Genomic DNA, 19683 nt, shown 5'->3' on the forward strand with positions numbered 1-19683 from the left:
TGTTAAATATTAGGTATTTTTTTGTTTAATTGTTATCGGTAACATTTATCAAATCCCAGGCTATGATGGTTTTTATATTTTTAATTAACTTAATTTTTACATATAAAACCACTTAATTTAACATTTTAGGACTTTGATCACATTCCGTTCACGACCACGCGAAAACAGCTTTCCCCTTAAGTTAATCTCTGAATGTGGAATAAATAACCACCACCCGTTCCCTACACCAAAACAGAACCTCATAAGAAAGGTACAGACATGAAATTTAACCTCGCATTAGTCAGTGCATGTGTGGTTTCAGCATGCATGTTATTCACAACACCGTCGTTCGCCGCCAAACCCTATGACATTGCCGTCGTCGCTAAAGTCACCGGTATTCCCTGGTTCACCCGCATGGAAGTCGGCGTAAAAGAAGCCGCGCAGAAGCTGGATGTCAACGCCTATCAGGTAGGCGCATCCACGCCGGATCCGGCACAGCAGGTCAAAGTGATTGAAGATTTGATCGCCAAAAAAGTCGACGCCATTATCGTGGTACCGAACGACGCCAAAGTGCTGGAGCCGGTGCTGAAAAAAGCCCGTGATCAGGGCATCGTGGTGTTAACGCATGAATCTCCCGATCAGCAGATTGGTCAGTGGGATATCGAAACCATCGACAGCCAGAAATATGCCGAAGCCAATATGGACGAGCTGGCGAAAGATATGGGCGGCAAAGGCGGTTATGCGATTTATGTCGGTTCCCTGACCGTGCCATTGCATAACGCATGGGCTGATGCCGCCATTAAATATCAGAAAGAAAAATACCCGGACATGCATGAAGTCACTTCACGCCTGCCGGTCGCAGAAAACATCGATAAGTCTTACTCCACGACGCTCGATTTAATGAAAACCTACCCTGACCTGAAAGGGATTATCGGTTTCGGTTCGCTCGGCCCGATCGGTGCCGGTCAGGCCGTTCAGCAGAAACGTGCGAAAAATAAAATTGCCGTTGTCGGTATCGCTATGCCAGCTCAGGCCGCGCCCTATCTGATGCGTGGCGATATTAAGAAAGTGCTGTTGTGGGATCCGAAAGATGCCGGTTACGCCTTAGTCACCGTTGCTGACCAGATGTTGCAGGGTAAAGAAGTGACTAAAGATCTGAGCATTGACGGGCTGGGCAAAGCTGATGTGGATATGGATAAGCATGTGATCCGCTTTAATAAAATTCTGGAAGTCACACCAGAGAATGCGAAATCACTTGGCTTCTGATTTAACTTTTTAATGCTTTTATTTACCGGATATTTACCGGAGATAAATTTATCTCCAGCGCCACACCAGGCAAATAGAAACAGATACGGCGATGTTTGCTGTGCCGTATCTGAATTTCTAATCAGACATTGAAAACTTATACCCTAAATAATTCGAGTTGTGGGAAGGCGGCAAATGAGTGAATCCCGATGAGCTTACATAAGTAAGTGATTCGGGTGAGCGAGTGCAGTCAACGCATCCACAGCGCGAAGTATGAAGGGTATGTTGTAAGGATAATGTGATGAATACTCTCACTCCGTCGTCCAGTTCGCGCACGTCCCCTGCCCCTGCTGAGGCCTTTATCAGCCTCGAAAAAATCAGTAAAAAATTCCCCGGCGTATTAGCGCTGGATAATGTCAGCCTGACGCTGAATAAAGGCGAAGTGCATTGCCTCGCGGGTCAGAATGGCTGCGGCAAGAGCACCATTATTAAAGTCATTTCCGGGGTCTATCAGCCGGAAAAAGGGGCGGCGATTACCCTCGACGGGAAATTATTTCATACCCTGACGCCACAACTTTCTTCTTATTACGGCATTCAGGTTATTTATCAGGATTTATCTTTATTCCCGAATTTATCGGTGGCTGAAAATATCGCTATTCACCGTTATTTACCGGGCGGCGATTTCTGGGTACATCGCGAGGCAATGCGCAAAAAAGCGGTCGCGGCGATGCAACGCGTCGGCGTCTCTCTGGATCCGGATCGTAAAGTCGAAAAGCTGTCGATCGCAGACCGTCAGTTAGTGGCAATATGCCGCGCAATCGCCGCTGACGCCAGTCTGGTTATCATGGATGAACCAACCGCCTCACTGACCCGCACCGAAGTAAACGGTCTGCTGCGGGTGGTGAATGAGCTGAAAGCCGCCGGTATTTGCGTGGTATTTGTCAGCCACCGTCTTGATGAAGTGATGGAAGTCGCTGACCGTATCAGCGTGATGCGTGACGGCAAACTGGTCGGCACCTATCCGGCCAGCGAACTCGACAGCAATGAGCTGGCCTTCCTGATGACCGGACAGCGTTTTACCTACAGTCATCTGCCGCACCGTGCGCCCGCAGACGTGACGCCGCTGCTGGAAGTCCGCCGCCTGAGCCGCAAAGGTCAGTATCAGGATATTTCGCTGTCGCTGCGTCAGGGCGAGATCACCTCGATTATCGGTCTGCTCGGTTCAGGGCGAACGGAGCTGTGTCTGAGCCTGTTTGGCATGAGCCAGCCGGACAGCGGGGAAATCCGCGTTAACGGCAATGCGGTAAAATTCCGCAGCAACCGCGATGCTATCCGCCACGGTATTGCTTATGTGTCGGAAGACCGTCTGACACAAGGGTTGATCATGGAGCAATCCATTTACGACAACACGCTGGTGTCGATTTTCGACAAGTTGCACACCCGCGCAGGGCTGATGGATCACCGCAAAGCGGCGTCAGTGGTGAAAGACCTGATCCGTGATCTGAACATTAAAGTGTCGGACAGCGGCCTGCCAGTGAAAACCCTGTCCGGCGGCAATGCGCAGCGTATCGCTATCGCCAAATGGGTGGCGACGCAACCACATATCCTGATCCTCGACTCCCCCACGGTGGGTGTCGATATCGCCAACAAAGAAGGGATTTATCGCATCGCACGTGATCTGGCGGAGTCCGGCATGGCGGTGCTGATGATTTGCGATGAAATCCCGGAAGCTTATTACAACAGTCACCGCGTGCTGGTGATGCGCAAAGGCGAACTGGTGGCGGAATTCGCCCCACACCAGAGCAGCGAAGCGCAAATTGCGGAGGCGATCAATGGATAATAAATCTCTCTCGAAACTGTTTTCTCAGCACGAATTCTGGCTGGGATTACTGGTTCTGCTGCTGGTGATTGGCCTGAGTGTCAGCACCAGTGAATTTATGACGCTCGGCAACCTGACCGATGTCGCCACCAGTTACGCCATTCTCGGTATTCTGGCCTGTGGCCTGTTTGTGGTGCTGATCGCCGGTGGCATCGACATCTCCTTCCCGGCCGTCACCTCCATCGGTCAGTACGTGATGGCGAGTTACATCATTCATCATGGCGGCAGCTTTCCGCTGGCGTTTGCCATGTCGATGGGTACCGGTTTGTTACTCGGGCTGGTGAACGGTTTTCTGGTTTACTGGCTGCGCGTTCCGGCCATTATTATCACCATCGCCACGCTGAACCTGTTCTACGGTTTGCTGGTGTATCTGACCAACGGCACCTGGCTGTACGGTTTCCCTGACTGGTTTATGAACGGCATTAACTGGTTCTCTTTTACCGCTGCCGATGGCTATGACTATGGCCTGACGCTGCCGCTGCTCAGCCTGCTGGGCGTGATTATCGCCACCGGCGTGCTGATGAACCGCACCCGCGTGGGACGTCAGATTTACGCGATGGGCAGCAACCGTGACGCCGCGTCGCGTCTCGGTCTGAACATCCTGCGGCTACATTTTTACGTCTACGGTTTTATGGGATTGCTGGCGGGTATCGCCGCCGTGGTGCAGGCACAAATTACGCAGTCGGTGGCACCTAACTCACTGCTCGGTTATGAGCTGACGGTACTGGCGGCGGTGGTCTTAGGCGGCACCAGCATGACCGGCGGACGCGGCTCGCTCACCGGCACCATTCTCGGTGTGATGCTGCTGGCCTTCCTGCAAAACGGCCTGACCTTGCTGAGCATTTCGTCTTACTGGCATCAGGTTTTCAGCGGCGTGATCATTCTGGTCAGCATCAGCAGCACCGCGTGGAATGAAAAACGCAAACTGGCAAAGGGGATGTGACATGACAACCTTAAACCGATTCTTCCCCGGCGACCGCATCATCCGTTTGCAGTTGCTGATCATCGTCGCCGTTGCCGTGTTGTTCTCATTCACGCTGGGCGGCAGTTTCTACAGCGTCGGTAATTTCCAGTCGATCTCTTCGCAGTTGCCGATTCTGGGCATGCTGGCGCTGGGGATGGGCATCACCATGCTCACCGGCGGTATCAACCTTTCGGTCATTGCCGGTGCCAATGCCTGTTCGCTGGTCATGGCGGCCATTCTGGTGGCACATCCGGATCAGCCGCAATATTTCGTGCTGGCGATGCTCGCCGGTCTGGCTGTTGCGGTTGTCATTGGCGTACTTAACGGCGCGCTGATTGCGTATATCGGTGTCTCACCGATTCTGGCAACGCTCGGCACCATGACACTTATCGCCGGGCTGAATATTCTGCTGACCAACGGCGCGGTGATTTCCGGCTTCCCGGCGGCGATACAGTATCTGAGCAATGGCAGTCTGCTGGGCATTCCCGTCGCCCTGCTGCTTTTCCTGCTGGTGGCGCTGTTGTTGTGGGTTTTACTCGAACACACCACGCTTGGCCGCAGTTTGTATCTGATGGGTTCCAACGAACAGGCCACGCGCTTCAGTGGCGTCAATACGCACAAAGTGACCATCGCAGTGTATGTGCTTTCCGCCCTGCTCGGCTGGGGCGCGGCACTGCTGATGATGTCCAAATTTAACTCGGCAAAAGCAGGCTACGGTGACTCGTATTTGCTGGTAACCATTCTGGCCTCCGTGCTCGGCGGAATTAACCCCGACGGCGGCTTCGGGCGGGTCATCGGACTGGTACTGGCGCTGATCGTCCTGCAAATGCTGGAAAGCGGCCTGAACCTGATGGGCGTCAGCAGTTACCTGACAATGGCTCTGTGGGGCGGCGTCCTGATCCTGTTTATCGCTCTGCAAAACAGAAAATCTTAAGCGAAAGCTTTTTACCGAAGGGAAAGAACATGGCGAGTTATTTTATTGGAGTAGACGTAGGAACCGGCAGCGCCCGCGCGGGCGTCTTCGACATGACCGGCCGCATGGTCGGCCAGGCCAGCCGTGAGATTACGTTGTACCGCCCGAAAGCCGATTTCGTTGAGCAATCTTCTGATGAGATCTGGCAGTCCGTTTGCAATGCCGTGAAAGACGCGGTCAATCAGGCGGACATCAACCCGATTCAGGTGAAAGGTATCGGTTTCGACGCCACCTGTTCGCTGGTAGTGCTGGATAAAGAAGGCAAGCCGCTGACCGTCAGCCCGTCCGGGCGCAGCGAGCAAAACATTATTGTCTGGATGGATCACCGCGCCATTACTCAGGCCGAGCGCATCAACGCCACAGGTCACCGCGTGCTGGAATTCGTCGGCGGGATTATTTCGCCGGAAATGCAGACGCCAAAATTGCTGTGGCTGAAACAGCATATGCCCACCACCTGGAACAACGTCGGCCACCTGTTCGACCTGCCGGATTTTCTGACCTGGCGCGCCACGCAGGACACCACCCGTTCGCTGTGTTCTACCGTCTGTAAATGGACGTATATCGGCCATGAAGACCGCTGGGATCCCAGCTATTTCCGTCAGATCGGACTGGAAGATTTACTGGAAAACAACGCGGCGAAAATCGGCAGCGAAGTGAAAACCATGGGTGAACCGCTCGGACACGGTCTGACCCAGCGTGCCGCTGCAGAAATGGGGCTGATGGCCGGTACCGCCGTCAGCGTTTCCATTATCGATGCCCACGCAGGCAGCCTCGGTATTCTCGGTGCCAGCGGCGCCTCCGGTGAATCGGCCGATTTCGACAACCGCATTGCGCTGATTGGTGGCACGTCCACGGCACATATGGCGATGTCCCGCAGCGCACGCTATATCGGCGGTATCTGGGGGCCATACTATTCGGCCATTCTGCCTGATTACTGGCTGAACGAAGGTGGACAATCCACTACCGGGGCGCTGATTGACCATGTGATTCAGTCGCATCCGTGTTATCAGGATTTACTGAAACAGGGCAAAGACAGCGGCAAAACCATCTATGAAGTGCTCAACGGCATTTTGCGAAAAATGGCCGGTGAACCGGAGAATATTGCCTTCCTGACCAAAGACATTCATATGCTGCCCTATTTCCACGGCAACCGTTCACCGCGCGCTAACCCGACGCTGACCGGTACGCTGACCGGCCTGAAACTCTCGCGTACGCCGGAAGACATGGCGCTGCATTATCTGGCCACCATTCAGGCGCTGGCGCTGGGCACCCGCCACATTATCGAGACCATGAATCAGAGCGGATATCGCATTGATACCATGATGGCAAGCGGCGGCGGCACCAAAAATCCGGTGTTTGTTCAGGAGCATTCCAACGCCACAGGCTGCGCGATGTTATTGCCGGAAGAAAGCGAAGCGATGCTGCTCGGCAGTGCCATGATGGGCACCGTCGCGGCGGGCGCCTACGACTCTTTGCCAGAAGCGATGGCCGCCATGAGCCGCATCGGCAAAACCGTGACACCGCAAACCAACAAAATTAAAGAGTATTACGACCGTAAATACCGCGTATTTCATGAGATGTACCACGACAGCATGAAATACCGCCGCCTGATGCAGGGGGAAACCCAATGAATGCGGATGAAGAATTTACCCTGGCGTGTCAGGGCTGGCAGACCTACAGTCAGGAATTACTGGCGTTACAGCATCATCTCGATGCTGATATATGGCAGCAGTTACTGACGCTGGTCACCGGCTGCACGGGCAAAATTGCCGTCACCGGCGTCGGCACGTCGGGCATTGCCGCGCGGAAAATAGCCCACATGCTGGCGTGCGTCGAGCAACCGGCGGTGTATCTGAGCGCCACCGATGCCGCCCACGGTGACCTGGGATTTATGCGCAGCAACGACCTGATGATCCTGATTTCCCGTGGCGGCAATTCTGAAGAGCTGACGCGCCTGTTACCGACGCTGAAAGCCAAAGGTGTGGCAATCATCAGTGTGACGGAGAATCTGGATTCGGCGATTGCCCGCGCCGCCACGCTGGTGGTGAAAACGCATATCCGGCGGGAAATCGACCCGCTCAATATGCTGGCCACCACGTCTGTCGTGCTGGTGCTGGCGGTGTTCGATGCATTGTGCGGCAATATCATGCTGCGCAACGGTTTCGATCAGCAAAGCCTGCTGAAAGTGCATCCGGGCGGAAATGTGGGCAAGACGCTGCGTGAGCAGGATCTGTGAACAACATTCTCAACCTTTAATCTCTTCCGCCACCAGCGCCGCCAGAATGGAGATGGCGCGCGCGGTGTGCGGCCCCCATTCGAAAGAGGTATTGATACGGATGCAATGGCTGAAGCGCTTGTCGGCAGAAAACATGGTGCCGGGCGCGACGCTGACGCCTTTTGTCAGCGCGCGCTGATAGACCCGCGCCGCATCCACATTGTCACCCAGATCCAGCCACAGAAAATAGCCGCCTGCAGGTTGCGTCACCGACACCTGCGCCGGAAACTCCGCCAGAATCGCATGACGCATCGCCATCTGCCGTTGTTCGAGTACGCGCCGTAAGCGTCGCAGATGGGTATCGTAACCTCCCTGCTGCGCCCCCTTTTGCAGATAATCGGCTAACGCCAGCTGAACCGGCACGCTGGCCGATAACGTGCTCATCAGTTGCAGGCGCTGAATACGTTCAGCATAAGCCCCCGCCGCCACCCAGCCCACGCGAAAGCCCGGCGCGAGGGATTTCGAAAACGATGAGCAATGCAGAATGTCGCTGCGATAATCTGACGCCTTCAGCGGCACCGTTCGTTCGCTGCCAAAATACAGTTCGCTGTATACGTCGTCCTCGATCAGAGCCACTTTATGTGCCTGCAAAATACTCACCAGCCGTGCCTTTTTCTCCGGCGGCAAACTGCATCCGAGCGGGTTCTGAAAACTCGACATCAGCCAGCAGGCTTTGATCGGATAAAGTTTCAGCGCCTGTTCCAGCGCATCGGGATCCATGCCGTAACGCACGTCAGTCGGAATGGCGATGGCTTTTAATTTGCGCCGTTCAATCGCCTGCAATACGCCGTAAAAAGCTGGCGATTCGATAGCAACCCAGTCACCCGGCTCTGTCACCACCTGCAAACTTAACCCGAGCGACTCCATCGCACCCGACGTAATGACGATTTCATCGGGCGCGACTTCAATACCATTTTGTGCATAGCGCTGTGCAATGCTGCGGCGCAGTTCTTCATTACCCGGTGGCAGATTCGCAATGGCGCTGTGCGGGGACATCCGGCGCACCGCGCTGGCCAGGGAACGCGCCAGACGTGGCTGCGGAAAAAGTGTCGGATCAGGAAACGCAGAACCGAGTGGCACCACGGCGGGATCTTGCCCGGCTTTGAGAATGTCGAAAATGGCGTCATTGACGTCCACCTGCTCTGCAGCATGCAAATACCCGTCGGGAGATGGGCGCACCGGCCGCTGTATACCCGCTGCCACGTAATAACCGGACTGCGGACGCGCGACAATCACCCCCTGACTTTCCAGCAACTGATAGGCCTGCAAAACCGTCATCAGACTCAGGCCAGACTGTTTGCAGGTATCACGTAAGGAAGGCAGCCGGTCGCCCGGCAACCAGACCTGCGTATCAATTTGTCTGCGCAACGTACGCGCCAGCGTTTCATAACGGGATTGAGTCATAATTCATCAGTACTGTTATAGGAAGTGTTAATCAAATGATAACTATTATGCCTGATTTTGCGCTTTTCCCCGGAGTAAACTGCTCATCAACAGCAATCAATGTTTACCCGGGAGGTATGGCGGCGAAACATTCGCCATGGTAATGTGTTAATTCATCGCATTACTCAGATTTATCTGAGCTTCCCTTCACACCTGTTCGCGCAACCTTACGCTTTCTAAACACTTTCTCCATGATCGCTGGAAAAGTAACACCACGCCTTTCACTCTTTTACATCCACACCGCATTACTATTCATTGGATTGCGTAGACTTGTTTTCGTCGAAACAAAACGGGCGAATTGCCTGAATCTCCAATGAGGAATTTAATTATGCGTAAACTTACCGCAATGATTGTGGCTTCAACTCTGGCTTTGAGCTCTGCTTCTTTCGCATTTGCTGCTGAAACCGCAGCCACACCGGCCACTGATGCCGCGACGCACGGCAAAATGCTGCATCATAAAGGACCGCAACATATGAACCCGTTTGCGGCGCTGAACCTGACTGAGCAGCAGAAAACGCAGATGAAAGAAATCATGAAAGACAGCGGCGCGCGCCCTGACCGCGCAGCGATGAAAGCCCAGATGGATCAGATGCACAACCTGGTGGCTTCCGACAGCTTCGATGAAGCCAAGGTGAAATCGCAGATTGATACCATTACCAAAGCACAGTCTGATCGTATGCTCGACCGTGCCCGCGCAGAGAACAAAATGTATAACCTGCTGACACCAGAGCAGAAAAAACAGTTCAATGAGAACTACCAGAACCGCGCGGCCAAAATGGAACAGATGCGTGACCACAAACCGGGTCAGGAAAAACCAGTAACCGCTGAATAATTGACCGACCAGACAGGAGAACCGGCCCCCGTGGCCGGTTTTTTTTGCTTTTTTACTTACCCGCCACAACTTTATTGTCATCCGACCAGTCTTCTCTGCGCAAAGCGTCAGCCCCATCACAAATTCATCTTTAACTTCATACTTTTCTGTATAAACACATTATTTTTAAACAGTAATTCAACAAAGTCGCAACCGCATTCGGCCATGCGACCCTTACCTCTCTACATCACACTCTCTACATAAAAAGTGGCTGGCTATCACCGGACCACTCATAAGGAGTTGTACATCATGAAAAGCGTCAAGTCCGGGATAACCTGGCTGGTGGTGGCGTTAATCGGGGCTTTTGCCTTTGGAATGCTGGCCCTGAGCCGGGGCGAACATGTTAACGCCCTGTGGCTGGTGGTCGCTGCCGTTGCCTGTTACAGCATTGCCTACCGTTTCTACAGCCTGTTTATCGCCGAAAAAGTCTTCGAACTCGATGACAAACGCATGACACCTGCCGAGCGTCGTAACGACGGGCTGGATTATGTGCCGACCAATAAATGGGTTTTGTTCGGCCACCACTTTGCCGCCATCGCAGGCGCGGGTCCGCTGGTCGGCCCGATACTGGCTGCGCAAATGGGTTTCCTGCCGGGCACGATCTGGATCCTGGTCGGCGTGATGCTCGCCGGTGCGGTGCAAGACTTCCTGATCCTGTTCATCTCCACCCGTCGTGACGGCCGTTCACTGGGCGAAATGGCAAAGCAGGAACTGGGCAGTTTCGCGGGCGTGATCACCATGCTCGGCGCGCTGGGCGTGATGATTATCATTCTTTCCGCGCTGGCGTTAGTGGTCGTCAAAGCGCTGGCCGATAGCCCGTGGGGTCTGTTCACCATTGCCGCGACCATTCCCATTGCCCTGTTTATGGGCATCTATATGCGTTTTCTGCGTCCGGGGAAAATTGCAGAAGTGTCGGTGATTGGCTTCGTGCTGATGATGCTCGCCATCGTTTACGGCGGCAACGTCGCGGCGGATCCTTACTGGGGACCGTTCTTTACCCTGCACGGCACCACGCTGACCTGGGTGCTGGTGATCTATGGGTTTATTGCCTCGGTATTGCCGGTCTGGCTGCTGCTGGCACCGCGCGATTACCTCTCAACTTTCCTGAAAATAGGCGTCATTGTCGGGCTGGCGGTCGGTATCGTCTTTGCTATGCCAGAGATGAAAATGCCAGCGGTTTCGCGCTTTATTGACGGCAGCGGCCCGGTATTCTCTGGCAGCCTGTTCCCGTTCCTGTTTATCACTATCGCCTGCGGGTCGATTTCCGGTTTCCATGCGCTGGTCTCGAGCGGCACAACGCCGAAGCTGATTGAGCGCGAAAGCCATATCCGCTTTATCGGCTACGGCGCGATGCTGATGGAGTCGTTCGTGGCAATCATGGCGCTGATTTGTGCGTCGGTTATCGACCCGGGGGTGTATTTTGCGATGAACTCTCCGGCGGCGCTGATCGGCACCACGGCAGAGAGCGCTTCACAGGTGATTAACGGCTGGGGCTTTGTCATCACGCCAGACATTCTTACGCAAATAGCCAAAGATGTCGGCGAGCAGTCAATCCTTTCCCGCGCCGGTGGCGCACCAACCTTCGCTGTCGGGATGGCACACATCATCACCGATGTGTTTAACAGCCGCGCGATGATGGCCTTCTGGTATCACTTCGCGATCCTGTTCGAAGCCTTATTTATTCTGACCGCAGTGGATGCCGGTACCCGCGCCTGCCGCTTTATGGTGCAGGATCTGGTGGGGGTCGCCGTCCCTTCGCTGGCGAATAACCGTTCGTGGATCGGCACCTTCGCCGGTACCACCGTCGCGGTTGCGGGCTGGGGCTTCTTCGTTTATCAGGGTGTCGTCGATCCGCTGGGCGGCATTAATACTCTGTGGCCACTGTTTGGTATTGGTAATCAGATGCTGGCCTCGATGGCGTTGATTCTGGGCACCGTGGTGCTGTTCAAAATGAAGAAACAACGCTACGCCTGGGTCACGATTTTGCCGACTATCTGGCTGTTTATCACCTCGATGACTGCGGGCTGGCAGAAGATTTTCCACGAAAAACCGTCGATTGGATTCCTGGCGCAGGCGAAGAAATTCTCTGCCGGGATCGACAGCGGCGAAATCATTAAACCGGCCAAAACGCTGGCGGACATGCAAACCATCGTGCTGAACAATCAGATCAACGCCATCCTGTGTGGATTCTTTATGCTGGTGGCGGTCACCATGCTGATTTCAGCGTTCTTCGTTATCCGTCGCGCGCTGCAATCGAGCACACCGACAGTGCATGAAACGGCTGTCGTACAACGTCGCGAGGCCCGCCATGTCTGATTCAAGAGCATTATTTAAAACCGCGCGCCCTGCGGCGTTACACGTCATCCGCTGTCAGCCGTTGTTCACCGTGCAGCCAAAACCACACAATGTGACCGGCTGGCTGAAACTGGCGATAAAACGCACTACTCAGAGTTTTCGCCTGATGGTCGGCGTGCAGGATTATCAGAATTATGTCCGGCACATGAAGGTCAGACACCCGGAAATGACGCCGATGACCGAACGCGAATTCCACCGGCGATGCCTTGAAGCGCGGTTCCCGAGCGAAGGCGGGAAAATGGGGAAATGTCCGTGCTGACATCAGAGTGACCCCTCCGGCTCAGTCACGATGTCGTGTTTTACACCTTCCTCTTCACACAGGGGAAGGTGTCGTCACACCACCTGAAATGCAAAGCCTTTTATATTTTTTAATTGCCCGGTGATGTCAGCCTGAAAACCTCACAGTGAAATGTGTTGTCTTGTGATTTTAGCCCCCTCGTATCTGGTGATAATTTAGCCGCATTAGTTTTATTGAGAATTCATTTTTACTTCTGAGGGCATCACTATGATCGAGGCAACACATATCCGGGACATCCTCCTGATGGATCACCGTATTGTACTTTGCGTCATTGGAATGGCGGCGTGGGGCGGGATTGTTCGCTATATCATGCTCAGGCAGCAGAAACCCATCCTGGATGAAATCAGGGCATGCCTGTTGCAGATTGTTGTTTCCTGCTTCAGCGGAATGCTGTTGAGTATTTTCGTTCTGTCACGCAACGCCAACGATGACCGGTTACTGGTCATTGCCGGTTTGGGCGGGGTATTTGCCGGGCCACTTCTCACCCTTATCGGTAAGAGAATCGCTGGCTTTGTTGACAACTACAGTCCGGCGTCTAAATAAGCGCATTCACCTCTTCCCCGGCAAAATCTATGCGCCGGGGATTTTTTTGCCTTGCTCTGGTTAGCTGAATGTTAACGCCCCGCTTAACTCGCCACTAACATCGGCTCTGCCACCGGAGCCGTCTGTTCGAAAACCAGAGACAGCAGGATCTTCTTCACCGCCATGGCTTCCTGCGATAACGCCAGCGTTTCACAAACACACAGCGAAAGCGGAACCTGAATCGCCGGACTGCTGATGCATGACATCCAGGCTTTAGCCGGACCCGTCATGGTGCGGGCAGCGGATTCAGGCAAAATAGTCGCCCCCAGACCGCTGGCAACGGCGGCAGTCAGCGTGGCGGAAGATTCAATTTCACCAATGATATTGGCACTTAAACGGCGCAACGCCATCGCATCATCCACCAGACGGCGGGTGACATTGTGGGAACGCGGCATGAACAGGTTTAGTTTTGCCACCTCAGCCAGTTCGACATATTTACCCGGATTCGGCACAGAATGCGCGCCGACCAGATACAAATCTTCTTTCATCAGCGGCTGACTGCTCAACCCTGAGGCCACGCTGGTGCCATAAAAGACCGCCATATCCATGCGCCCGTTGAGCACTAAATCGCCCAGCGCAGTGCCGAAATTCTCGTTGAGATACAGCAGAATGCCCGGGTGCTGCTTGCGGACAGCCTGTAGCAACGGCAGCGCCAGCCCGGAGGCGGCAGTGCCCGGCGCAAGGCCGACAGAAACCTGTCCGCTGAGCGATTGTCCGGCGTTATTCACGGCACTGTGGATTTGGTCGCACTGGCGCAAAATGGCCTGGGCGTGGGAATAAAGAATATTACCTGCTTCGGTAGGAGTGACGCCGCGCTTGGTGCGAATCAGCAATTGTTGCTGCAATTCCCCTTCCAGTGTCGCCAGTTGCTGGCTTAATGCCGGTTGGGCGATATGCAGAACATCAGCGGCCTGTGTCAGGCTGCCAATATCGACGATTTTCACAAAGTATTTCAGACGTCTGAGATTCATCTCTGTCTCCATTTTGCGCGAAAAGGGATAACCCTGGACTGTTGTTATGAAGGTAAGTTATCTACGCAAACGATTAGCGTGACTGATAAAAGCAAGATTTACGCCAATCTCCGGCATGCAGATTAAAAACGCCTGCTTCAGAGGCTAATACCGCAAAATATAAGAGAAAACTATTACGCGTGACGTGTGGGAAACGGAGGGCGCGGGGAATCTCAGAGGGAATTCACTGCGCTGATAAAGAAGGATGCACCAATATCATGCATTCTTATAGGTCACCCTTATAAATTAGCAGGGTTAATAACAGCGATGCCACGAAACAGATTCGCAGCATCACGTCCTGACGTCGCGTTTATATTGACGGGATCATGCCGCCATCGACGCGGATCACCGAACCGGTTACATATGACGCCTGCTGGCTGGCAAGAAACGCCGCCACAGCGCCATACTCTTCCGGTTTACCGTAGCGTTTTGCCGGAATGCTGGCGGCACTTTTTGCCGCGACCTCTTCAACCGATGTCCCTTCCCGCCCGGCGCGTGCGGCATCGAGCTGACCCAGACGCTGCGTGGAAATACGCCCCGGCACCATCACGTTAACCGTGATGCCGTCACCCGCCACTTCGGAGGCCAGCGTTTTCGACCAGCCGACCAGCGCCATGCGTAAAGTATTCGACATGCCGAGGTTGGCAATTGGCGCGATCACGCCCGACGACGTGCTGGTAATAATCCGCCCCCAGCCCGCATTGTGCATATCCGGCAGCACTTTATCGGTCAGTTGAATAAGCGAACTCACCATCGTGGAGAACTGAGATTGCCACGCATCCGGCGCGACGCCAGCCGCCTTCGTCGGCGGCGGCCCGCCTGAGTTGTTTATCAGAATACCCACCGGTCCGAATGTGCGGCGGATTTGCATCAGCACATCATCAAAGCTTTCCGGTGCTGTCAGATCCAGCACCCACGCCTGCGCGGTACCGCCCTGTTTTTCAATCAGGCTGACAGTTTCCTGCAACGCACTGAGCGTTCGCCCGCAAACCGCCACCTGAACGCCTTCGCCTGCCAGGGCAATGGCCATCGCACGGCCTAAACCGCCGCCTGCGCCACTGACCAGCGCCACGCGGCCCTGAATACCAAAATCCATCACTTTTTCCTCTGGTTTATGTAAGACAAAAACAGCGGTTCACCCCACTTTGCTGACTTTGTTAAGCACCATCTGATAAGCCGATTGCAGGTGGCTGCGCATCATGTCCGCCGCCGCTTCCATCCGCCCTTCCAGCACGGCGTCGATGATGGCGACATGTTCCTCGCACCATTCGCGCACACGCTGTTTATTGGTGTAACTGCCGAACTCCAGCAGGCGGCGCAGCCGGTTTTGCTGCTGAATTGCCTGTAAAACAAAAATATTGCCGCTGAACTCCGCCAGCATTTCATGAAAGGTGGCGTCCGTTTCGAAAATCTGACGGCCATCAACGGCCAGAATATCCGGATGCGTAATCAGATAAATATGCTGCATCCGCAGGCGGCGCAGCGCGCTTTTATCGGCGTGAAAACCTGCCGCCATGAGCGCGCCCGGCTCAATCATCAGACGGAATCCGTAGCCGTTACTCAGCGCTACATCGGTATTCAGGGTCGGTAAGAATGACCAGCCATGCCCTTTGTTGCGAGCGATCAACCCGTCTTCCGCCAGACGCAGCAACGTGCGCGCCAGCACGCCACGATCGACGTCATAGCGCTGGGCGATTTCCGTCTGCGTCAGGGAATCCGGCAACTTTCCGGCGATACGGTCTTTCACCAGTTGCTCGTATAAATCCTGATCATTACTGGCGGGGATATCAATGCTGATGCGCTGAAGTTCATCGAAGGCTTTCAGCAGGAAAAAACCCTGATTGCGCCGCGCTTCGATAATGCCTAATTCACACAGTAATTTCAGGGCAGTACGCACCGGCGTACGCGACACACCGAGCATATCAGCCAGTTGTTGCTCCCTGAGATGATGACCTGGCTCAAATTTTGCTTCACGTATCAGGTCAAGGATTTGGTTTGCCAGACGCCTTCCGCTGGCTGTCGTAGTTTGGGTCATGGAATAGCAGCACCTGAAAGTATTTGTTGTTTAGGTTTGTACAATATCACAAGCCTTGAGGATGGTGAAGTCTGGTTACAAAGCCCCCAAATCGTGCAATTAATGCACCAAAAAAGAGCCTTGACTCACAAATTTAATTGTATTTAATGAGACACAAAGAGCAATCCTGCTCATGGGAAACTGGAGTCTGTCATGTCAAAAAAAGCTTTTTTGCGTCGATATGCCGCCGTCTCTCTGGCCGCTATTTGCCTGAGTGCCCCGTTGTTCAGCCAGGCTGCTGCGCCAGTTCTGGTCAGTAAAGGTCATCTGACGTATGGCACCGCCGCCACGTTCATGCCGTTTGAATTTACTAAAGATGGCAAGCTGACCGGTTTCGATATCGATCTCATCACCGCCCTGTCGAAAAAACTGGCGCTGACACCGGAACCGATGTCGATGGAGTTCAAAGGACTGATCCCCGCGTTGCAGGGCAAACGTCTCGATATCATCAACTCAGCGATGTACATCAACCCGACCCGTTCTGAGCAGGTGGATTTTGTGCCGTACCTGAAAATCGGCAGCCGCGTCATTGTGGCGAAAGGCAATCCGGAAAAAATCACCGGTCGAGATTTGTCCCTGTGCGGCAAAAACATCGCCGTGACGCTGGGCGGCATTGAAGAAAGTCAGGCGCGTGCAGACAACCAAAAATGTCTGGATGCGAAAAAACCGGCGCTGACCGTGCTGACCTTCCCGGCTGCCACGGATTCCGCCGTCGCAGTGGCACAAAAACGTGCTGATGCAGAATTCCTGTCAACGCCGGGTGCTGTGGCGCTGCTGAGTGAAAAAGGCGATACCTTCGAAGCCGTCGGCGCTGAGTTTGAAGCAGACACGCACATCGGTTTTGCCGTGCGTAAAGGCGATACCGAAATGAAATCGCTGCTGGAAAAAGGCCTTCAGGACGTGGTGAAAGACGGAACTTATCAAAAAATCATCAGCAAATGGCAGTTCCCGGCTTCGGTGTCCATTTTCTGAAACCGTGATGTTAAGTAAAGCGTTGCCCTGACGTTGAGGAAAGTTCATGTCACTTGATCTTGTTTGGCAATACCTGTTCTCACCGGCGTTCTTTCAGGGCGCATTAATGACCTTGTTGTTAACGGTGTGCTCGTTGTTCTTTGGCATTATTGCGGGGCTGGTGCTGGCCCTGCTGCAGGAATCCCGCTTCCGGGCGGGATCCGTTCTGGCCTTCTTCTATCTCTGGTTATTTCGCGGCACACCGGTGCTGTTCCAGATTATTTTCGTTTACAACGTCCTGCCAACCTTCGGCCTGCGCTTCTCCGCTTTCACCTGTGCGGTGATGGCGCTGTCCTTAAATGAAGGGGCGTATATGGCGGAGATTTTACGCTCCGGCTTACAGGCCGTACGCAGCGGGCAGCGAACGGCGGGGATGGCGCTCGGCATGACTCAGAGCCAGATCATGCGCAAGATTGTGTTGCCACAGGCCGCGCGCATCGTGTTGCCGCCGATGGGCAATCAGATGATCAGCATGCTGAAGTCGAGCGCACTGGTGTCGGTGATTGCCGTGCAGGAACTGCTGCTTATCGCCAATCAGACCGCCAGCGCCAGCTTCCGATATTTCGAAGCACTGTGCGCCGCAGGTATTTACTACCTGGTGCTGACTTCCGTATTCATGGTCGGACAGGCCTGGCTGGAACGTTCGCTTGATCCGAAAAAGCGCAAGAAACCCGCGCTGTCACTGACTGAACGCCTGCTGCGCAGCAGCACGCCAAACTGAGGAGAAGTCCGTGAGTCAATCCAAACCGGTTCTGGAAATCATCGGCGTCGATAAACATTTTGGCGCACAACACGTGCTTAAAAACTGTTCCCTGAATGTGGTTCAGGGCGAAACCGTGGTGCTGATTGGTCCGTCAGGCTCAGGCAAATCTACCCTGCTGCGCTGCATCAATTTGCTGGAGCCGATCCAGGGGGGGTCGATCTTCTTTCGCAATCAGGACATCACCCACGCCAGTATCGAGCCGCATAAATTACGCCGTGACATCGGCATGGTGTTCCAGAACTACGAACTGTTTTCCCATCTGACGGCGGCCGAAAACATCATGCTCGCGCCGATGACCGTGCTGGGCGTCAGCCGCAGTGAAGCCGAGGCGCAGGCACTGGAACTGCTCGGCAAAGTACGAATTCCTGATAAAGCCGATTCGTTCCCGGATGAACTTTCCGGCGGCCAGCAGCAACGTGTCGCCATTGCCCGTGCACTGGCGATGAAACCCAAACTGATGCTGTTTGACGAGCCGACTTCGGCGCTCGACCCGGAAATGATCCGCGAAGTGCTCGACGTGATGGCCGATCTCAGCGCCGAAGGCATGACCAGCATTGTGGTCACGCATGAAATGGGCTTCGCGAAACGTGCAGCCAATCACATCGTCTTTATGGAAAACGGCGAAATCATCGAAAACGCGACCGGCGAAAAATTCTTCGGCGGCGATGTCAGCCTGCGGGCACAACGTTTCTTAGATCAAATCTTACATTGATCCTTTTCAGCACTCTCAAAACACCTATTGCGCCCTCACCAGGGGCCTGACTTTTGCCACAAAACTGTTTTTCAGGAGACACCGATGAGTCTTTCATCGCCCGATATCAGCAGAATGAAACGCGATCTTGCCGCACTGGTGGCGATCAATACCGAAAACCCGCCGGGACGTGAACGCGAGGCCGCAGAGCTTATCAGCGCCATGCTCAGCGACATCGGCTTCGACCTGACGCTCAGCGAGTACGCACCGGGACGCACCAACGTGATTGGCAGGCTGGAAAACGGCAGCGGCCCGTGCTTTGCCTTTAATACCCACATCGACGTCGTACCGGCCGGTGAAGGCTGGCAGCAGGATCCGTTCACCCTCACCGAACGCGACGGGCGGTTGTATGGCCGCGGAGCCTGCGACGCTAAAGGCCCGCTGATCGCCATGATCGAAGCCATGCGCTGGCTCGCGGCCAACCGCAATGACTGGCGCGGCACGCTGATGGCGATTTTTGTCGCCGACGAAGAAGTCGCCAGCGAAGGCGCGAAGTTTTATGTGCGCGAAGCCCCGGCGCATATCGATTACGTGGTGATCGGCGAACCGACGTCCAACACCACATACTCGGCGCACAAAGGCAGTTTACGTCCGCTGGTTCGCGTTCATGGCGTCACCGCGCATTCCGGCACACCGGAGCTGGGCGAGAACGCTATTTTCCGTGCCGCGCAACTGCTCGGTCTGGTGGAAGAAACGCATGAACATACCGTGCGTTGTCGCTGCCATCCGCTGGTCGGTAACGCCAGCCTGACGGTCACGCGCATTAGCGGCGGGCATGCCGATAACGTGCTGCCGGGCGCCTGCGAATTATTGCTCGACCGGCGTATGGTGCCGGGCGAAGACGAAAACGCCGTGAAACAGGAAATTCAGGATTTACTGCAACTGGCGCAGGAAAAATTCGGTGTGCGCAGTGAAATCATCACCTACAAACCCACCACCGGCGGTGCGACCGAAACCGATTCGGACGATCCGATTGTGCGGGCGGGCGTTGAAGCCTGCGCCGCCCAGGGCAATCCTGAACCCGGCCCGTTCGGTTTTCAGGGAGGATGCGATCTGGTGCATTTTCGCAGTCTGGGCACTAAAGGCATCATCATCGGCCCCGGTTCGCTGGCCGTCGCGCATAAACCTGATGAATTTATCCCCATCGATGAATTCGTAGCAGGCAGCAAAATTTACTGCGATGTTGCCTTAAAAATGCTCAAACGCTGAG

18 protein-coding genes are annotated in these 19683 nt (G+C 54.5%); 14 read left to right on the forward strand and 4 right to left on the reverse strand.

Annotated elements, in window-relative coordinates; genetic code table 11:
- Positions 1-258 precede the first annotated feature (258 nt).
- The 6 genes from DXU84_RS04965 (at position 259) to DXU84_RS04990 (ending at position 7276) form a co-directional block, all read left to right on the forward strand.
- Positions 259-1245, forward strand: a complete 987-nt coding sequence (locus tag DXU84_RS04965; protein ID WP_013575004.1) for an autoinducer 2 ABC transporter substrate-binding protein — start codon at positions 259-261, stop codon at positions 1243-1245.
- 280 nt (positions 1246-1525) lie between these two features.
- On the forward strand, positions 1526-3064 hold the full coding sequence (locus DXU84_RS04970; protein WP_013575003.1) for a sugar ABC transporter ATP-binding protein: 1539 nt from the start codon (positions 1526-1528) through the stop codon (positions 3062-3064).
- Complete coding sequence (locus DXU84_RS04975) at positions 3057-4046, forward strand: ABC transporter permease (RefSeq protein WP_013575002.1); 990 nt, start codon at positions 3057-3059, stop codon at positions 4044-4046. Before DXU84_RS04970 ends, DXU84_RS04975 begins: the two co-directional genes overlap by 8 nt.
- A gap of 1 nt (position 4047) precedes the next feature.
- Positions 4048-5001, forward strand: a complete 954-nt coding sequence (locus tag DXU84_RS04980; RefSeq protein ID WP_013575001.1) for an ABC transporter permease — start codon at positions 4048-4050, stop codon at positions 4999-5001.
- Positions 5002-5030: 29 nt separating this feature from the next.
- On the forward strand, positions 5031-6671 hold the full coding sequence (locus DXU84_RS04985; RefSeq protein ID WP_013575000.1) for an FGGY-family carbohydrate kinase: 1641 nt from the start codon (positions 5031-5033) through the stop codon (positions 6669-6671).
- Positions 6668-7276 carry an SIS domain-containing protein gene (locus DXU84_RS04990; RefSeq protein WP_013574999.1) on the forward strand — a complete coding sequence of 203 codons (609 nt, stop codon included), beginning with the start codon at positions 6668-6670 and terminating at the stop codon, positions 7274-7276. Before DXU84_RS04985 ends, DXU84_RS04990 begins: the two co-directional genes overlap by 4 nt.
- Positions 7277-7285: 9 nt before the next feature.
- On the opposite strand, the gene DXU84_RS04995 is transcribed toward DXU84_RS04990, so the two are convergent.
- Positions 7286-8719, reverse strand: coding sequence for a PLP-dependent aminotransferase family protein (locus tag DXU84_RS04995; protein WP_153375015.1), 1434 nt, complete (start codon positions 8717-8719; stop codon positions 7286-7288).
- Between the two features lie 367 nt (positions 8720-9086).
- Between DXU84_RS04995 and spy the strand changes: the two genes are divergently transcribed.
- The 4 genes from spy to DXU84_RS05015 all read left to right on the forward strand — a co-directional run bounded on the left by spy (position 9087) and on the right by DXU84_RS05015 (position 12825).
- Entirely contained in the window at positions 9087-9590 is a 504-nt protein-coding gene (spy, locus tag DXU84_RS05000; RefSeq protein ID WP_153375017.1) for an ATP-independent periplasmic protein-refolding chaperone Spy, read from the forward strand.
- A gap of 288 nt (positions 9591-9878) precedes the next feature.
- Positions 9879-11945 carry a carbon starvation CstA family protein gene (locus DXU84_RS05005; protein ID WP_013574996.1) on the forward strand — a complete coding sequence of 689 codons (2067 nt, stop codon included), beginning with the start codon at positions 9879-9881 and terminating at the stop codon, positions 11943-11945.
- Positions 11938-12243 (forward strand): YbdD/YjiX family protein, encoded by a 306-nt coding sequence (locus DXU84_RS05010; RefSeq protein WP_153375020.1) that lies wholly within the window; start codon positions 11938-11940, stop codon positions 12241-12243. The genes DXU84_RS05005 and DXU84_RS05010 overlap by 8 nt, the downstream gene beginning before the upstream one ends.
- Before the next feature lie 246 nt (positions 12244-12489).
- Positions 12490-12825, forward strand: a complete 336-nt coding sequence (locus DXU84_RS05015) for a phage holin family protein (protein WP_015689658.1) — start codon at positions 12490-12492, stop codon at positions 12823-12825.
- A gap of 83 nt (positions 12826-12908) precedes the next feature.
- On the opposite strand, the gene nac is transcribed toward DXU84_RS05015, so the two are convergent.
- The 3 genes from nac to DXU84_RS05030 all read right to left on the reverse strand — a co-directional run bounded on the left by nac (position 12909) and on the right by DXU84_RS05030 (position 15909).
- The gene (gene nac, locus DXU84_RS05020; RefSeq protein WP_013574993.1) at positions 12909-13835 is read right to left on the reverse strand and encodes a nitrogen assimilation transcriptional regulator NAC; all 927 of its coding nucleotides are present in this window, start codon (positions 13833-13835) and stop codon (positions 12909-12911) included.
- 349 nt (positions 13836-14184) lie between these two features.
- Positions 14185-14970, reverse strand: coding sequence for an SDR family oxidoreductase (locus tag DXU84_RS05025; protein ID WP_121019453.1), 786 nt, complete (start codon positions 14968-14970; stop codon positions 14185-14187).
- Positions 14971-15009: 39 nt separating this feature from the next.
- The gene (locus DXU84_RS05030; protein ID WP_013574991.1) at positions 15010-15909 is read right to left on the reverse strand and encodes a GntR family transcriptional regulator; all 900 of its coding nucleotides are present in this window, start codon (positions 15907-15909) and stop codon (positions 15010-15012) included.
- Between the two features lie 192 nt (positions 15910-16101).
- Here DXU84_RS05030 and DXU84_RS05035 point away from each other — a divergent pair, with 192 nt between their 5' ends.
- From DXU84_RS05035 to DXU84_RS05050, 4 genes are all read left to right on the forward strand, one after another.
- A complete protein-coding gene (locus DXU84_RS05035) occupies positions 16102-16920 on the forward strand; it encodes an ABC transporter substrate-binding protein (RefSeq protein ID WP_013574990.1) in 819 nt (272 codons plus the stop codon).
- Positions 16921-16966: 46 nt separating this feature from the next.
- On the forward strand, positions 16967-17680 hold the full coding sequence (locus DXU84_RS05040; protein WP_013574989.1) for an amino acid ABC transporter permease: 714 nt from the start codon (positions 16967-16969) through the stop codon (positions 17678-17680).
- 10 nt (positions 17681-17690) lie between these two features.
- Entirely contained in the window at positions 17691-18434 is a 744-nt protein-coding gene (locus DXU84_RS05045; protein ID WP_013574988.1) for an amino acid ABC transporter ATP-binding protein, read from the forward strand.
- Between the two features lie 84 nt (positions 18435-18518).
- Positions 18519-19682 carry a M20 family metallopeptidase gene (locus DXU84_RS05050; RefSeq protein ID WP_112151789.1) on the forward strand — a complete coding sequence of 388 codons (1164 nt, stop codon included), beginning with the start codon at positions 18519-18521 and terminating at the stop codon, positions 19680-19682.
- The last annotated feature ends 1 nt before the right edge of the window (position 19683 follow it).

It is taken from the genome of Rahnella sp. RcJ3 (genome assembly GCF_009498575.1).
Taxonomy (GTDB): domain Bacteria; phylum Pseudomonadota; class Gammaproteobacteria; order Enterobacterales; family Enterobacteriaceae; genus Rahnella; species Rahnella aceris.

What these genes read in the sequence shown, in the direction of transcription:
- DXU84_RS04965 (WP_013575004.1), top strand. Translation starts at nt 259, where the DNA reads ATGAAATTTAACCTCGCATTAGTCAGTGCATGTGTGGTTTCAGCATGC.
- DXU84_RS04970 (WP_013575003.1), top strand. Translation starts at nt 1,526, where the DNA reads ATGAATACTCTCACTCCGTCGTCCAGTTCGCGCACGTCCCCTGCCCCT.
- DXU84_RS04975 (WP_013575002.1), top strand. Translation starts at nt 3,057, where the DNA reads ATGGATAATAAATCTCTCTCGAAACTGTTTTCTCAGCACGAATTCTGG.
- DXU84_RS04980 (WP_013575001.1), top strand. Translation starts at nt 4,048, where the DNA reads ATGACAACCTTAAACCGATTCTTCCCCGGCGACCGCATCATCCGTTTG.
- DXU84_RS04985 (WP_013575000.1), top strand. Translation starts at nt 5,031, where the DNA reads ATGGCGAGTTATTTTATTGGAGTAGACGTAGGAACCGGCAGCGCCCGC.
- DXU84_RS04990 (WP_013574999.1), top strand. Translation starts at nt 6,668, where the DNA reads ATGAATGCGGATGAAGAATTTACCCTGGCGTGTCAGGGCTGGCAGACC.
- DXU84_RS04995 (WP_153375015.1), bottom strand. Translation starts at nt 8,719, where the DNA reads ATGACTCAATCCCGTTATGAAACGCTGGCGCGTACGTTGCGCAGACAA.
- spy (WP_153375017.1), top strand. Translation starts at nt 9,087, where the DNA reads ATGCGTAAACTTACCGCAATGATTGTGGCTTCAACTCTGGCTTTGAGC.
- DXU84_RS05005 (WP_013574996.1), top strand. Translation starts at nt 9,879, where the DNA reads ATGAAAAGCGTCAAGTCCGGGATAACCTGGCTGGTGGTGGCGTTAATC.
- DXU84_RS05010 (WP_153375020.1), top strand. Translation starts at nt 11,938, where the DNA reads ATGTCTGATTCAAGAGCATTATTTAAAACCGCGCGCCCTGCGGCGTTA.
- DXU84_RS05015 (WP_015689658.1), top strand. Translation starts at nt 12,490, where the DNA reads ATGATCGAGGCAACACATATCCGGGACATCCTCCTGATGGATCACCGT.
- nac (WP_013574993.1), bottom strand. Translation starts at nt 13,835, where the DNA reads ATGAATCTCAGACGTCTGAAATACTTTGTGAAAATCGTCGATATTGGC.
- DXU84_RS05025 (WP_121019453.1), bottom strand. Translation starts at nt 14,970, where the DNA reads ATGGATTTTGGTATTCAGGGCCGCGTGGCGCTGGTCAGTGGCGCAGGC.
- DXU84_RS05030 (WP_013574991.1), bottom strand. Translation starts at nt 15,909, where the DNA reads ATGACCCAAACTACGACAGCCAGCGGAAGGCGTCTGGCAAACCAAATC.
- DXU84_RS05035 (WP_013574990.1), top strand. Translation starts at nt 16,102, where the DNA reads ATGTCAAAAAAAGCTTTTTTGCGTCGATATGCCGCCGTCTCTCTGGCC.
- DXU84_RS05040 (WP_013574989.1), top strand. Translation starts at nt 16,967, where the DNA reads ATGTCACTTGATCTTGTTTGGCAATACCTGTTCTCACCGGCGTTCTTT.
- DXU84_RS05050 (WP_112151789.1), top strand. Translation starts at nt 18,519, where the DNA reads ATGAGTCTTTCATCGCCCGATATCAGCAGAATGAAACGCGATCTTGCC.